This window comes from Bradyrhizobium sp. 2S1, from assembly GCF_011516625.5.
Taxonomy (GTDB): Bacteria; Pseudomonadota; Alphaproteobacteria; order Rhizobiales; family Xanthobacteraceae; genus Bradyrhizobium; species Bradyrhizobium septentrionale.
Genome location: NZ_CP147717.1, coordinates 4339403 through 4353365, shown reverse-complemented (window position 1 = coordinate 4353365; position 13963 = coordinate 4339403). Strand labels below are relative to the sequence as shown.

8 protein-coding genes are annotated in these 13963 nt (G+C 62.8%); 1 reads left to right on the top strand and 7 read right to left on the bottom strand.

The annotated features are described in order from the left end of the window. Positions 1 to 38 precede the first annotated feature (38 nt). From HAP54_RS20520 to HAP54_RS20490, 7 genes are all read right to left on the bottom strand, one after another. Positions 39 to 1466, bottom strand: coding sequence for an HlyD family type I secretion periplasmic adaptor subunit (locus HAP54_RS20520; RefSeq protein WP_166303266.1), 1428 nt, complete (start codon positions 1464 to 1466; stop codon positions 39 to 41). After that, positions 1463 to 4117: a type I secretion system permease/ATPase gene (locus HAP54_RS20515; protein WP_166303264.1), complete on the bottom strand. Its 2655-nt coding sequence runs from the start codon at positions 4115 to 4117 to the stop codon at positions 1463 to 1465. The genes HAP54_RS20520 and HAP54_RS20515 overlap by 4 nt, the downstream gene beginning before the upstream one ends. A gap of 163 nt (positions 4118 to 4280) precedes the next feature. After that, entirely contained in the window at positions 4281 to 6803 is a 2523-nt protein-coding gene (locus tag HAP54_RS20510; protein WP_166303261.1) for a glycoside hydrolase family 16 protein, read from the bottom strand. A gap of 383 nt (positions 6804 to 7186) precedes the next feature. Then, entirely contained in the window at positions 7187 to 8197 is a 1011-nt protein-coding gene (gene galE, locus HAP54_RS20505; RefSeq protein WP_166308121.1) for a UDP-glucose 4-epimerase GalE, read from the bottom strand. 45 nt (positions 8198 to 8242) lie between these two features. Then, on the bottom strand, positions 8243 to 9247 hold the full coding sequence (locus HAP54_RS20500; protein ID WP_166303258.1) for a glycosyltransferase family 2 protein: 1005 nt from the start codon (positions 9245 to 9247) through the stop codon (positions 8243 to 8245). Beyond that, the gene (locus tag HAP54_RS20495) at positions 9244 to 10512 is read right to left on the bottom strand and encodes a glycoside hydrolase 5 family protein (protein ID WP_166303255.1); all 1269 of its coding nucleotides are present in this window, start codon (positions 10510 to 10512) and stop codon (positions 9244 to 9246) included. The genes HAP54_RS20500 and HAP54_RS20495 overlap by 4 nt, the downstream gene beginning before the upstream one ends. Positions 10513 to 10851: 339 nt before the next feature. Next, positions 10852 to 11985 carry a GNAT family N-acetyltransferase gene (locus HAP54_RS20490; RefSeq protein WP_166303252.1) on the bottom strand — a complete coding sequence of 378 codons (1134 nt, stop codon included), beginning with the start codon at positions 11983 to 11985 and terminating at the stop codon, positions 10852 to 10854. Between the two features lie 214 nt (positions 11986 to 12199). Here HAP54_RS20490 and HAP54_RS20485 point away from each other — a divergent pair, with 214 nt between their 5' ends. Beyond that, on the top strand, positions 12200 to 13750 hold the full coding sequence (locus tag HAP54_RS20485) for a glucosamine inositolphosphorylceramide transferase family protein (RefSeq protein WP_166303249.1): 1551 nt from the start codon (positions 12200 to 12202) through the stop codon (positions 13748 to 13750). Positions 13751 to 13963: the final 213 nt, after the last annotated feature.

Here is a 13963-nt window from a genome sequence, read left to right as displayed (position 1 = left end):
GGCCAACACGGCGGTTCGCGCAAACGTCGGCGGTTTGCTTATCGTTCCCGCAACGCTTCCTGCTGGTGTCTTGCCAACGGCGAGAGCAGATAGCTGATGATCCTGCGGGTACCCGTCTTGATCTCAACCGTCACCGCCATGCCAGGGCCGAGCTTGACTTGCTTGTCCTCGACCTGCATCTGCGTGCGGTCGAGGGAGACGCGCGCAGCATATTCCAGCTCCTGGCCTCTCGACTCGCTGCCACTCTGCACGCTCCCCTGCGCCCGATCATTCGACGCGCCCTGTGGTCTGTCGCGCGTGATCGCGTCCGACGATACGCTGAGGACTTCGCCGTGGAGGAGCCCGTAACGGGTGAAATTGAATGTATCGACCTTGATCTCCGCCTGCTGTCCCGGATGAACAAATCCGATATCGCGATTGGAGAGCATGGCTTCGATCTCGAGATGGCTCTCGCTGGGAACCACCACGGCCAGCGCCTGCGCCTGCGCGACCACGCCTCCCACCGTGTGAACGGCAAGTTGCTGCACCACGCCATCGACCGGCGCCGTCAACTGCTGCAGCTTTGTCCGCTGCTCCGCCTTCACCACCTCTTGCGCAACGCCCGCAGCCTTCTGCTCCGCTTTCGCAAGAGCATCATAGGTCGTACGCCGATATTCGGCGGCGGACCTTTCCCTCGTTTCCTTCAGCAAGGCAATGGCGGCGTCAGCTTCGCGCAGCCGGCTCTGCTGCAGGATGAGATCCTGCTGAAGGCCGACCAGGTCCTGATACTCGGAGAGATAGGTAACCTTCGAGCCGAGCGCCTTGTCGAGAAGCGTTTTCCGGATTTCGACCCGCTCCGTGAGCACCGGTATCGTGGCCTGGATCTTCCCGACGTTCGCGGAAATGGTCGACCGCTCGGCGTCCTTCTGGCTTTGCTGCCGCTCGATCTCGGCAAGCTTGGCTTGCTGCTCCGCGCGCTGGCTGGCCAGAAACTGGCGATGCAGATCGATATCCGCGGCGCTTGCGCCGCGCGGCGCCTGGAAAGCCGCGAGCGGATCGTCCGCGAGCGCCGCGCGAAGCCGCGCCACTTCGAGCTCGGCGGCCAGCAGATCGCTGCGGTAACGCTCCTGATCTGCTCCCGTCATCGTGGGATCCAGCTCGATCAGGACATCACCGGCCTTGACGCGCTGTCCGTCTCGCACATGGATCGCACGCACGACGCCCGACTCGAACGGCTGAATAAGCTTGGTGCGCCCACCCGGCACGATCTTGCCGGTCGCCGTTGCGACGATATCGACGTGACCGAGCGATGCCCATAGCAGCGCGACGCAAAATGCCGCGATAATGCTCGCCCCAATCGCGCGCCCGATCGGTGACGGCGGCGATTCGGTGATCTCAAGCGCCGCCGGAAGAAACGCTATCTCCTGCTCGCGACGGCGAACCTCGGCTTTTGGAAACGGAATGATGTTCCGGCTAGCGAGCGTCATTGGATACCTGCCTGCAGCTGGTGCAGTCTCGCGTAGCGTCCATTCGAGCGGATCAACTCATCATGGTTGCCGTCCTCGACGATGCGGCCATGTTCGACCGAGATGATCCGGTTTGCGTGACGTACGGTGGAAAGCCGATGCGCGATCACGAAGACGGTCCGACCGGCAGAAATCCGCTTCATGTTCTGCTGGATCGCGCGCTCGCTTTCGTAGTCCAGCGCACTGGTCGCCTCGTCAAAAATGAGGATGCGTGGATCGGTGACCAGCGCCCTGGCAATCGCGATGCGCTGGCGCTGTCCGCCGGAAAGACTGCTGCCGCGTTCACCCACGACAGTGTCATACCCCTCGGACAGCTCCAGGATGAAATCGTGGGCGCCGGCGAGCGAGGCCGCCGCGATGACACGCTCCATTGGCATGGCCGGGTCAGCGAGCGCGATGTTCTCGCGAATGGAGCGATTGAAAAGCACGTTCTCCTGCAGCACGACGCCGATCTGACGCCGAAGCCAGGCGAGATCGACCATCGCAAGATCGACGCCGTCGATAAGCACGCGCCCGCTTTCCGGCACGTAGAGGCGCTGGATCAGCTTCGCGATGGTGCTTTTACCCGAACCGGAAGACCCAACAATTCCAATAACTTGCCCGGGATCGACACTGAAGGATACGTTGTGCAGCACCTCGGGACCGTCGAGGCGATAGCGGAACGTGGCGTGCTCGAATGAGACCTGGCCACGGATCGCCGGCAGCGCAGCGCGGCCGGGACTGGAGCTCGGCTCGGGAATGGTGTTGAGGATGTCGCCAAGCCGATCGATCGACAGCCGCGCCTGATGGAAATCCTGCCAAATCTGCGAAAGCCGCAGCACCGGCATGCTCACGCGTGACGCCAGCATGTTGAATGCGACGAGTTCACCGACCGTCAGCGCGCCGTCGATCACGAGCCGGGCGCCGAAATACAGGGTTGCCGCCACGACCAGCTTGTTGATCATCTGGACCGACTGGCTCGCCGTATTGTTCAAGCTCAGCACGCGAAAGCTCGCGGCTACATAGGCGGCGAGCTGCTCCTCCCAGCGACGCTGCATTTGCGGCTCGACCGCCATGGCCTTCAGCGTTTCGACGCCGGAGACGCTCTCGACCAGGAAGGCCTGGTTCTCGGAACCGCGATCGAATTTCTCGGCGAGGCGCCGGCGAAACAGCGGCGCGGCGCCCGCCGAAATGCCAATATACAACGGGAACGACGCCAATACGATGAACGTCAGCGTCGTGGAGTAGTAGAACATCACTGCGAGGAACACGACGGTGAACAGAAGATCGATCACGAGCGTGAGCGCCGAGCTGGTCAGGAACTGACGGATATTCTCCAGCTCGCGGACGCGCGCCACGGAATCGCCGACACGGCGGGTCTGGAAATATGCAATCGGCAACGCCATCAAGTGATGGAACAGCCGGGCGCCAAGCTCCACGTCGATACGATTGGTCGTGTGCGCGAACAAATAGACGCGCAGCGTCCCGAGGATGGTCTCGAAGACCGTGAGCGCGACAAGGCCTGCGACCAGCACGTCGAGCGTGCTCATGCCGCGATGCACGAGCACCTTGTCGATGACCACCTGGAAGAACAGCGGCGAGACGACCGCGAAGACCTGGAGGAAGAACGATGCGACCAGGACCTCGCTAAGCAGGCGGCGATACTTGTGGATTGCGCCGAAGAACCAGCTGATGTCAAAGCGCCGGGAGGTATCCGTCAACGCCGCGCGCCGCGTCATCAAGATGACGTCGCCATTCCACACGGCCTCAAGCTCGGCCTGGGTCATCATCTGAGGCTGGGGATGCGATGGACGCTGAACGAGGAGCTTGTCGTCGACGACCTTGCCGAGAACCAGGAATCCGCCGTCGCGCAACACGGCGATCCCCGGGAGCGGCGTTACAGCAAGCCGATTCCAGCTGGTTTTCTGCAACCGGGCCTTCAGCCCGAAACTCCTGGCGCAGCGGACGATGTCGGTGACGCCGAGGCGGGCCGCACCGGTCCGGTGTCGAATCTGGTCCGGGTCGGCCGCGATCCCATGGCAACGCAGCATGACCGCCAGCGCCATCGGCCCCGAGTCGTCGCCGCTGTCAGGTTCGATTGCGCTGGTCTCAACCGCGACATCGCGGCGCGCGGACCACATTGGAAGCTCGCGGACGCGTCGCAGCAGGCTCTCGCGCAGCTGCCGCATCAGATTGCGCCCGCGCGCGCTCAAACCAGCGAGCAGATCAAGCGCCTGGTGCGCGACCGGACGCGAATCGGCCGAGATCAGACGGCCGTCCCAGATTTCCTCGAATTCGGCGCGCGTGACGCGCCGCGGATGCGACGACGACGGATGCAGCACAAGCGCTTCGTTGCCGTCGACTTTGCCGAGCAGCAGAAATCCACCATCCCGCAGCGCCGCGATTCCGGGCAACCGGATATTGGCAAGCCGCGTCCAATCCGTCGTCCACGAGCAGACCTTGAGATCAAATTCGCCGGCGCAGCGGAGCATTGCGCGGATATCGATCGCCCGGCCTCCGCAAAGATCACGGATCTTGTCGAAGTCAGTGCTCACACCATGAAGTCGCAAGAACAGAACCAGGGCCCGGAGCCCAAGGTCTGCGGCATCGGCATTTCCATTCTGGATCGCCATTTATCAACTCGATTGTTCTGCGGTCACGCGACCGGCTTCAACAATTCCTTATTATGCATTCGCAAAAAACGAGGCAGTATCGAACGCAACTGCCGAACCGGTCAAATCTCGTTTCCGCGCCGCCGATCGACGGCGCGGAAACGCTGCCGGGTAGGCCGCAGCATCAATGCTGCGGCTTGCTCAGATACGATTGTTCGTTCCAGCTCCCTCCCTGCGCAACGGCCGTGAGGAGCTGCCCCACACCACTGCTGCCGTGATGGGTTGCCAGATACTGGCTCAGCACCGCAAAGTTCAGATTCGCCGATGCGCTCATGGTGGAAGACGCTGGCGGCGGGTCCGTCACCGTGATGCTCTGCGACGCAGACCTCGTGACGGAGCCGGTCGACGGGTCCGTTGCAGTCGCCGTGATCGAGAGCGTAGCAACCGGATGGTCGCTGCCCCGGTAGTTCGACTGCAGCGTCAATCCACTTTCGACCTGCGCGGCGGTCAGCGTGATGTCTCTCCCGCCCTTGTAGGTGCGGCCATCGAGGTTGTCGGTGATGGTCTCGTACCTCGGCAACCCCTTGATGGTCACGGTCACAGCATCATTCGGGTCGGTGGTCGCCACCTTGACACCCAGGTCGACGGTCCCGCCTCTTCCGTCCACCGACAGCGAGGTATCCGCGATCATGAGCACCGGCGCGACGGACGACGTCGGCGTTGACGGCGCCGTGACGCTCGGAGAGATCTGCAGACCGGCGAACGTCTTCACTGCGCCGGCAAGATTCGCCGCGGCACCGCCGGCGTCGCTGATGCTCGCACCGCTGGGCAGGTTGACCCCGGTGATGGCAAGGGCGGACGTCTGAAGATCGGTCGACGCAACGGTCGTTCGGAAGGTGAGCGCGCTGGTCCCCGAACCGCTGACATAGGTAGCGGTGCTGCCATCATTGAGCGACAGCGTCGGTTTGCCGGCCACATTCACGGCCTCGTTGAACCCGAGCGTAAATGTCACGGTATCGCCAACATGCTCGACCCCCGTCCCCGGCGAGGCGACAACCTGCGTCACCGCCGGCGTAACCGCTGGCGTGGTCGGCTGAGACGGTAGCGTGGGGCTCGTCGGATCGATCTGGAGACCGGCGAACGTCTTCACCGCACCGGCAAGATTCGCGGCGACGCCGCTGGCGTCACGAATGCTCGCACCGCCCGCAAGGCTGACCCCGGTGACGGCAAGGGCCGACGTCGCTGTATTGGTCGACGCAACGGTCGTTCGGAAGGTGAGCGCGCTGGTCCCCGAACCGCTGACATAGGTAGCGGTGCTTCCGTCATTGAGCGTCAGCGTTGGCTTGCCAACCACGTTCACGGCCTCGTTGAAGGCGAGCGACAATGTAACGGAATCGCCAACATGCTCGACCCCCGTCCCCGGCGAGGCGACAACCTGCGTCACCGCCGGCGTAACCGCTGGCGTGGTCGGCTGAGACGGTAGCGTGGGGCTCGTCGGATCGATCTGGAGACCGGCGAACGTCTTCACCGCACCGGCAAGATTCGCGGCGACGCCGCTGGCATCACGGATGCTCGCACCGCCCGCAAGGCTGACCCCGGTGACGGCAAGGGCCGACGTCGCTGTATTGGTCGACGCAACGGTCGTTCGGAAGGTGAGCGCGCTGGTCCCCGAACCGCTGACATAGGTAGCGGTGCTTCCGTCATTGAGCGTCAGCGTCGGCTTGCCAACCACGTTCACGGCCTCGTTGAAGGCGAGCGTCAATGTAACGGAATCGCCAACATGCTCGATACCCGTCCCCGGTGAAGCAGCAACCGACGTCACCGTCGGCGTAACCGCTGGCGTGGTCGGCTGGGTCGGTGGCGGGGGGCTCGTCGAACTGACGTTCGCTCCGGTGACGGAGCCGGCGCTGCCGGGCAATCGATAGAGCTGGATCTCGTCGATCTGCATCTGCATCGTCGAGGGGGTAGAGCCATCAAGTGCAGTATGCCAGCCGGCCGCGTTTGAATTCGCGACCTGATTGCTCATGATCAGCTGCATCGGCTGGTTCGGAATCTGCACCTGCGCGCTGGTCACCGTCGCGATCTGTCTTCCGTCGAGGTACCAGGTGATCGATTGGCCGGGCACCCAATTGATGCCGTAGGTATGGAAGCCGGCCGTGAGATCGACGCCGGTGTCGACAACACCGCCGACCGTCCCTGACGGCGAGTGAAGATGCCAGGAGAAGGCCTGGTTTGCCGGTCCCGAGCCGGTATATCCGCCCTCCTGGATATCGATCTCGAAATTGTCGCCGCTGTTCGAGCCTGCGCCGGGCATCAGCCAAAGCCCTGGCCATGCACCATTGCCGCTCGGCGCCTTCATGCTGATCTGAAGGTAACCGCCGTTAAACTCGAAGTTGCCGTAGCTGCTGACGGCGCCCGACGTAATCGGAAATGACTGCACCGAGCCCTGATTCATGCCGGTGACGGTCTGCTTGGCCGCGGTGAGATTCAGCAGACCGTTGCTCACGGTCACCTGGCTCGGCATGTCGTAATCGGCATCGTACGCGCCGCCCGGCCCGCTTCCACCCGATCCATAGCTGTTCCACGCCCAACCGTTGGCGGCGCGACTCGTGATGTAGGTGTGCCAGTCGCTGTCTAGCGAACTGGAAAAGGTATCCTGATAGACGAGATTGCTTGACGTAAAGCCTGCTGGTGCGGCAAGGGCCATTCCATGTTCCTTCCAAGGATTGAACTAAGAATTCCACCGTCGCGAACCGCGCGACGTACCGCATGCTCGCAGCGCATGGCGCCGCGGGCAGATTTCAGTCCAGTAGCGATTCGGTAGTACGCCCCTTCGACTGCTAGGTCGGTTGGCTAAAGATCAAGTATGGCGAAAAATCGTTTCAAAATGATCTTCTCACAGGCGTTTTTTGCCGCAGCGCGCCCCATTCGGACGGTGCGTTGGCGCTCAATTTTAACATTAGCTAGGATTTAATTCTCTGCGGCGGCTATGCGAAAAAGCCGTTACGTGGAGGCCGCGTTGACAAAGTGGCAAGGGTGCCATCCGCCAAGACGTCGCGATCACGCAGGCGTGTGTGGACCACTCAAGTGCTAGATGTGGCGGTAACCGTCGGGATTCTTCAGCTGCCAGTGCCAATGATCGGCGCACATCTGCGCCAGCGACCGCGCCGATTTCCAATCCAGCGTTCGTTTCGCAAAGCTCGGATCGGCACAGCAGATCGCGACATCGCCGGTGCGGCGATCTGCGATCTCGTACGGAATTGACCTGCCGCTCGCGGCCTCGAAAGCGCGAACGACCTCCAGGACGCTGCTGCCGCTTCCCGTTCCCAGATTGACCGTGAACACGCCGGGCTGCTCGAGGTGGCGCAAGACACTGAGATGGCCGGCAGCAAGGTCGACGACATGAATGAAATCCCGGATACCGGTGCCATCCGGAGTGTCGTAGTCGTTGCCCCAAATCCTCAGCTTCGCTCGCCTTCCAATCGCCACCTGCGCCACGAGCGGCACCAGATTGTTCGGAACGCCGATCGGGTCTTCTCCGACAAGCCCGCTCTCGTGCGCGCCGGCCGGATTGAAATAGCGCAGGATGCCGATGCGCCAATCGTCCTCGGCGCGATAAAGATCCTTCAGCATTTCCTCGACGATCAGCTTGGTACGACCGTATGGGTTGGTCGGTGCGAGCGGATGCCTCTCGTCGAGCGGCAGATAGGTTGGCATGCCGTAAACGGTGGCGGATGAGCTGAAGACAAGCGTCTTGACCTTCGCCCGTTTCATTGCCGACACCAGCCGCATCGTCCCCACGACATTGTTGTCGTAATAGGTCATGGGATCAGCGCTGGACTCGCCAACGGCCTTCAGCCCCGCAAGGTGGATGACCGCGGTCACGCCACATGCACGAAGCACCTCGAAGACGGCCTCCTCATCCCGGATGTCGACGTGTCGGAAAACGAGCGCTCGCCCGCAGATCGCTTCGACCCGGTCGAGAGAGGCCCGGTTGCTGTTGCAGAGATTGTCGATCGCCACGACATCGAACCCCGCGTCCAGCAATGCGATGCAGACATGGGACCCGATATAGCCAGCGCCTCCCGTCAACAAGATCATATCGATCACCGTGCCAGTCCAACAGGCCTTCCGTGCAACGCCGCTCTAGGATCTCCAGATCTGAGCCCGCGACGACAGATTCTGCGAGAAATCTTCGGCCATTCCGCCGAGACGCGTCGCGGTGTAGGCAAAGGCGGTCAGGCAAAAGCCGGCTACAATCGCCCCGGCCCGCCGGGCGGAGCTGAATTTGCCAAGCATCGCGGCCTTGAGCTCGCTCGCGACGGCGCGCGGCAAGACTTCGCGAACATAGCGCTGTTCGGTCTTGAGTCCGTCGCCGGAGCCCGCGAGATTCCTCAGGACCGCCTTGGCGGTGCCCTCGATCAAGCAGCGATTGACGAAATACGCCCACGTCGCCCGCTGCGCCGGCACGACATGGTGCACCCGCGCTCGCTGGCGATAGGCAAAGTAGCCGCCGGGAAATAGACGAGAGGCGCGGATGCAGAGTTCGGTCTCTTCGCAGCTCTCGGCCTTGCCGCCGATCCGCGCGCGACCGCTGACGGAAAATCCGAGCTTGCGGCGGCCGAGCTCCGAGGCGAAGCCACCGGCGCGGCGCAACACATCGGCGCGCACTGACATGTTGGCGCCGATCGGGTTGCGAATGCGCCCGTCCTGCACATCCATGCCGGCATAGGTGCAGCCGACGACCCAAGCGAATTCGGCAGGAAACCAGGACGGCGGCGGCGCCTGCCACATTGGCACCACCGGTCCACCCGCTCCCAACACCGCCGGATCCCGATAGGCCTCCAGCAGATCCTCAAGCCAGCACGGGTCGGCAGCGGCATCGTCATCCAGGAAACAGATAACCGACGCCGTGGCGTGCTCCGTTCCTGTCATGCGGCCACCCGACAAGCCGGGCTTCCCGGCATTCGCGAGAACGGTGACGCCGGCGAATTCCTGCGCGGCCCGCGCTCGCAGGGCTTCGTTGTTGTCGATCACCACGATGATTTCCCGGGGCGCGCGGGTTTGGGCGCGGACTGACGCGACGGCGCGTTGCAGCTCGCCCCAGCGGTCGAGCGTGTGCGCGCAAATCACCACAGATGCGTCGATCATGGCAGCTTCCGTCCGTTGTCCGGGGCCCGGTTCGTTTCCTGGGACCGCGTCGCCCGCGCTGTCGCCGCTTTGAAGGCATTCCAGATCGCGCTTCCGTCATTGCGGATATCAAACTGATCATGCTCGTCGACGGGAAAGCGCCCGCTGTCCTGACGCGACACCAGCCGCCACACCAGCCACCCCGCGCAATCGGGGTCGCGGCCAAGCTTGTCGAGCCACATGGCGTAGGCAGCGGCAGCGTCCGGATTGGAGCGGGCGTAGCCGAACTCCTCGAGCAAAACGGGCTTGTTGGCGCGAACACCCAACTGGCAAAACTCGGTGATGGTGTCGCCGAACTGCTGAACCGTCTGGTTGAAAAAGAGCGGGTAACCGTGCCAGGTCCCGTAATCGAGGGTGGGAATCGTCAGGTCGGACAGCTTGTCGGAGGCGCTGATATTTCCGGCATTTCCTGAACTGACGAGATGATTGGGATCGAGGAACTTGACGTAGGCAGACATCTCTCTGGTCCAGGCCAATCGCAGGCTCTCCGGATTCGCATTGCCTTCGTTCATCAACTCCCAGGCCATGATGTTCGGATCGTCGCGGTAGGTGATCCCGGTGAAGGAGTTGACGCGCTCCACGACGTGGCGAACCCAGGTCATGTAATCGCGCCGGGTGCGCCGGTCGCGAAAGAAGAAGCCGGACTTGTCCTGGCTCCCGTACCAGGCCCGCATCTGCTGAGCGCCGCCCGTATAGTCCCAGAAGTCGAGGAAGGCGATGATCAGTCTCAGGTGTCGCTTGCTGGCTTCGGCGACCAGGAAATCAATCTTCTGCATTCCGTTCGCGCCATCATTGATGGCCATCCCGCCTTCGCGATCGTCCCAGTAGAGCAGGTACGTCCCCTTGACGCCGAGATCGCTCGCGTCGGCCTGCATCTTCCACTGCCAGACGGTCGCCATGCTGCCGTCAAGCGATCCGATGACCGGCTGAAGAAAGGTGCGAACCACGTTGGCGCCCATCGCCACCGCGTCGTCGAGAACGCGAGTGACTTCGTTCTCCGAACCGAAGGTGAGATAATGGTTGTTCACGCCAGTCACAAAGAACTGTCTGCCGTCAAGCGTAAAGCGCGTTCCCTGAGCTTTGACGAAGGGTGTTGCCGGCGGACCGTCTGCCGCTTGACCATCCGCTGCGCTGGCGATGGTTGGGGCAGATAGCAGCGCACACACCAGTACGCGCAGTCCGGTGTTGCGCAGCCTGTCTCCCGCCCATTTCCAGCCAACAATCATTCCTCCACGTGACTATTGCAGGCGGCCGAGCGCAACTTCCCCGAAGGGTTACTCCCTTCGGCGCCGCGCTCCGAAGGGCCGACTTCCGATCAAGTGAAGGTGATTAGCCGGCTGGCGAGGAAGGCATTGGCTGAAGTGTCCAGCGCAGGCTGCGCGTCTTCATCGGCGCGGCAAATCGCCGCCGTTTTGCGGATCGGCATGACCTTAGACGGAAATCAGTGTGTGTCTGAAGGATCGGCGCAGCGCCCGCGGGGTCGCCTTGTCACAAGGCAAGCACATGACAGTGATGCGGCCAGCATGTGACCAGGTTCGGAAACTGTGACGCGCTCTGCGCGCGCCTTACCCGGAATGCTGGATCGTGTGCCACATTCGGCTACGCTCGCCGCCAAATTGCAGACGGCCCTCGTGCTGCGCCACTTCCATCGCGAACGCCTGCGAGCTGCGCATATGAACATCGATCAGGGCATCGACCATGGTGCGTCGGCCGGTCCACAGCTGCGACATGATTCCATCCGCCAACGAACACGAGTCGATCGCGGCGATCTGACCGGATTCAAGCAGCTCGTCCGTAATCCTGCTGATCAGCAGAGCCCCTGGGGAAAAGCGCGCGAAGGACGCATCGAATGCGGTCTTCCACGTATAGGCCTGGCGGCCGCTGTAGATCAGGACTTGGCCAGCGATCGCAACGTCATCGACGCGCAGCAGGGCGACCGAGGCCAGGTTGTGCGCGGCGAGGTTTCGGATCAGCTGCCGGGCAAATTGTGCATCGCCGGCGTCGCACAGCAGCGCTGTACCCTCCTCACCCTTCCAGCTCGCCGCCTCGAGCGCGAGAAAGACCTCGAACGCGGCTTCCGTTTCGGCCGGTGTCCGGCCGTTCACAATCTCCGCCTTTCCTGTCGCGGAGAGCCGATTCCAGTCCTGACGCAGCTTCTTGCGGGTCGATCCCGATTTCTTGGTCCCTGAGCACCGATCGGCAAACGGGCGTTCGACGCGCACAAGCTCGCGGTGCCGGCCCACGCCCTCGAGCTGCCGGAGCATCGCCGGGTAGACAACGGGGTCAGCTTCGAACGACCGCAATCGGATGATCTTGGGCAGGCGGAGGTCGTGCCTGATCACGTCAAAAAACGCTGCCATCACCTCGTCAGCGCGAGCACGGTCGATCACGGCATTCGAGGTGGACGCGTAAATCGGGATCGCTTCCAAAAAAGCGGGCGTGGTCGGCAAATTGCGCCTTTCGCACAAGGCCCAGAAGCCAACCGGACAGCGAGGCTCCACCCCCTCGTCCCACGCGATCAGGACGTGGATCTCGGCAAAGCCGGTCTCGGCAGTGGCAAGCAGCGCCGCAGGATGCATGAACGCATTGCCGTCGACGCGCGCAACGAGATCGTTCCACGGTTCGCAGAGTTCTGCACTCGGCGAGCAGCGGTACGCTGCAATCAATCCATTCTTGGCCCGTTGCCAGCCGACATTCATGCATCCAAATGACCTTCCCGACCGGCCGAGCGCAACTTCCCCGAGGGATTACCCCGTCTGACATCACACATCCCAGCGCTGTTTGGGCCATAGTTTTGCAGCCGATCGCCCTGGCGTGACCGTGTGCCGTCAGACCGAAAAAGGTGCTGCCTTTCCTCGTCGGCAAGGCACGCGGTTGCGGCGGGCGAAGAAACCGAACGGGCTCGGGGAGTGAATGCGCGTTTGCCTGCATCTTGATCCGTCGCGGCTGCTGCGCTGGCATCTGTGGCTCGCGGAGGCGCTTGCCAAGAATCCTCGCAACGAGGTCTCGTGCACCTTCGGCTCCGATCGCCACCCGATGCCGCAAATTTGCCGCTGGCTGCTCGAGCTGGAGCGGCTCGTCTACGGCGTTCGCGGAGATTGTGCCACCGATTCCATCCCGGCCGCACTCCGAGCGCTGCCGCCCCCGACCACCACGCCGGATGTCGTGATCAATCTCAGCGGCGAGACACCCGTCACGCGCGCACGGCGCGTGCTGACACCACTCTTCAACGGCGTCCCCGGCGAAATCGGAGTGATGGCAGCGCTGACGAATGGTGAGGACCTGCTCGTCGAGCTGCACGATACGACTTGCCCCTGGGGTCCGTGGACGGCGCGCCCCGCCAGCGCAGACCGCGACGTGTTCGCGGTGAGCCTTGATGGCACCCTCTCATGCGCTATCCTTCTGATCCTCAAGGCGGTACGCGGGGACAAGCGGGCAGCTGCATCCGATGCCGCCCGTCCACGGATGACCAGCCCTCCAGGCAGCGCTGCGGCCCTCATTTGGGCGAGTCGCACGGTGGCATCGAAGGCCATTCGTCTCCTGAATATCATTGCAAAAGGCGGAAAGATGTGGGCCGTCGGCTGGCGCCGCAACGAAGGGACAAGCCTGCTCGACAAGGGCAAAGCCGTCTTCAAGGTGCTCGCTGCGGATGCCGACAGCTATCTTGCCGACCCGTTTCCGTTCAGCCACCACGGGCAGGATTTCATCTTTGTCGAGCAGTACTCCTACCGGAAAAAGCGGGGATGCATCGCGGTCGCGAGAGTGAACCCCGACGGCACTACCAGCGCGCCGCGGATCGTCCTGGAGGAGCCGCACCATCTCTCCTATCCGTTCGTGTTCGAGCGGGACGGACAGATCTGGATGATCCCGGAATCCGGGGAAGCGAGCAATGTCTGCCTCTATCGGGCCATCGAATTCCCCTACCGGTGGACCCGGGAAGCGTGCCCGATCGACCGCGTCGAGGCCTACGACTGCACGCCGCTGTTTCGCAACGGCCGCTCGTGGTTCTTTGTCACCCCGAGACGGTGGAGATCCTCGGCATGGGACGTGCTCGAGGTCTACCACGCGGAGGGCCTGACCGGGACCTGGGTACCTCATGCCGCAAACCCAATCCTGATCGACGCCTCGCTCAGCCGTCCTGCCGGCGCCTTCATCGAGCACGGCGGGCAAATCCTGCGCCCGGTCCAGAACTGCTCCCGCGGTTATGGCGATGCGATAACGCTATGCCGGATCGATGCGCTCGGACCGTCGGAATTTGCTCAAACCCCGGTTGGGGTCATCCGAGCGGCAAGCTTCGGCTGCCACACCTACAATCGCGGGTCTGGCCTCGAGGTGATCGACATGTTCGGTCGCGTCAGGCGATTGCGAGAGGTCACAGCCTCCTACGAGCCGCTGTCACCTGAGGTGTCGGCCGCGGTGAACCGACAATCCGTCCTGTCTTCAATTCCGGCTGATGTCGCTTGAAGAAGGACGGGCGGTTGCTCTCCCGCACGATGGAAATCATCACCGGCGAAGTGGTTGCTGATGCAGGACTATTTCGTCGGCATCGGAAGCGATCTGAACGGATAACTACAAAGAGCTAACCACCTATCGTGCTTCCACTGTGAAGCGGCATCAGCGATCCTTGGCGTCGAGGGTAGCCGGAAGAGGGCCGCAAGGAGAGACTTCAGCGTTGGT